This is a genomic window from Marinobacterium sp. xm-m-312, assembly GCF_013283295.1.
Taxonomy (GTDB): domain Bacteria; phylum Pseudomonadota; class Gammaproteobacteria; order Pseudomonadales; family Balneatricaceae; genus Marinobacterium_E.
The window spans coordinates 1-1,556 of sequence record NZ_WBYS01000014.1; the positions used below are offsets into that span (position 1 = coordinate 1).

Here is a 1,556-nt window from a genome sequence, read left to right on the forward strand (position 1 = left end):
GATCTTGTCTGTCCAAGTTCTGACTTTCACTGCTTACTCTGCGATAACCGATCTTCATCTCTAACATCCCTCAAAGTGTAACATTTGAATCTAGAGATGACAGGAAGCCAAATAACCACAAGCAAAACCGCCTGTTTTCTTCAAAGAAGTGTAACACTGTCCGCTGTAACAGTGTGCTACACTCAAATGTGACTCAGTATTTGCCAGGAAATTCGCCTCTCGCAGCGTTGTTCGCAAGATTACGAGCCTTCTTCAGATACCGCATGAACTGCCGCTGTTCGTTACTGTCCGTAATGTCGTCACCAGCCAGTATCGCCTCAGCGTATGTGCGAACTGCAAACGGAAACATCGGACGAGTGAGCTTGTAGTTCTTCGCTCGTATCATGTCGTCTCGCTGCTTTGCCCACTCGTAGAACTGAACAGCCGTCTGCTTCACACGACCCCGCTTGTCATAGTCAGCATTGTCCAACCAGATACGATACAGACGAAGCATGAAGTTCGCTCTGTCCATGTATTTGAGAAACGCCTTCTCATAGCCCTCTGACAGCTTGAACTTGCCTTGAGCTACTGTGTTCAGCTTTGTGCCTGCGCCATGCTGTTCCAGAAGCTGCTGAACATCTCGCAGCGTCTCTTTGATATCTTTGCTCAATGATAGCCGCACAACGATTGCTGTGTCGTCATTCTGAATGCCCTCACTCTCATCCAGAACACGAACAGCCGTATCAACAGCGAAGAGCGTCCGCCAAGTTGCACCTGCCCACCAGTCGCTGAACGACTTGTCCCAGAAGTTCCCCCAGTCAGCGTAGAACTCGTAGTCTACCTCAATGTCCTTATCCCGATGCGCCTGCTTCAAGAACTCAAACCACAAGCGATATGCCTCAACACTTCGTGCCGCCAGATAATACCTGCCATCGCCTGACCACTTCTCACTCATTGTCACCTCGTTTCTATGTAGAAATGAACAAGACCAGACAGCCCCGCTGCGCCTTCGTCTTGTCACAAGTAAATTACTCCTGAACAGCTTATATTATTATTGTCAGTGAGCGAAACGAATGAGCGTTTCAGACACTGACAAATCTTCCAATCTCAAATCAAAGAAAGAGAAAACTATGACCGCATATGAATTTGTTGAAGCACATCTATTTGGAAACCTTGACAGCGAGTGTATTCGCTATCTGCTTGTTGAAGCCGTTGAAGACGATGAAGAACTACAGCACCTCATTGACTACATAGATGCGCAAGAAGAAGCAGCATAAAGCTGCGTCTTCAAACACTGACAAATCTTCAAATCTCAAAACAAAGAAAGTGAGAACTATTATGAAAGCACCAGCTTTGAATATTGATGCCGCATTCAACAATCTGAACGATGTAATGGAAGCGATGACAACATCAGGTCAAAAAGACCTAAACATCTATGAAAAATCATCTGATATGTTGAAAATTACTAAATTTGGAATGCTCGTAGAGATGCGCAATAGCGATGGAAACGCATTTTCAGTGCTTGTAATGGACAGCGCAGATATCAATGTTTTTCGTAAGCGTATCGTTGCTTCTGC

General features: G+C 45.5%; 3 protein-coding genes. 2 read left to right on the top strand and 1 reads right to left on the bottom strand.

The window, feature by feature from the left end; genetic code table 11:
* Positions 1 to 193: 193 nt before the first annotated feature.
* On the bottom strand, positions 194 to 868 hold the full coding sequence (locus tag XMM312_RS11400) for a hypothetical protein (RefSeq protein WP_173489286.1): 675 nt from the start codon (positions 866 to 868) through the stop codon (positions 194 to 196).
* A 184-nt stretch (positions 869 to 1,052) separates the two neighbouring features.
* Here XMM312_RS11400 and XMM312_RS11405 point away from each other — a divergent pair, with 184 nt between their 5' ends.
* Positions 1,053 to 1,256, top strand: coding sequence for a hypothetical protein (locus XMM312_RS11405; protein WP_173487681.1), 204 nt, complete (start codon positions 1,053 to 1,055; stop codon positions 1,254 to 1,256).
* Positions 1,234 to 1,556: hypothetical protein (locus XMM312_RS11410; protein ID WP_173489287.1), on the top strand; the 323-nt coding region annotated here is incomplete at its 3' end. The genes XMM312_RS11405 and XMM312_RS11410, both read left to right, overlap by 23 nt.

Bases quoted from the DNA above. Each gene is read 5' to 3' on its own strand.
- XMM312_RS11405 (WP_173487681.1), top strand. From the start codon at position 1,053: ATGAGCGTTTCAGACACTGACAAATCTTCCAATCTCAAATCAAAGAAA.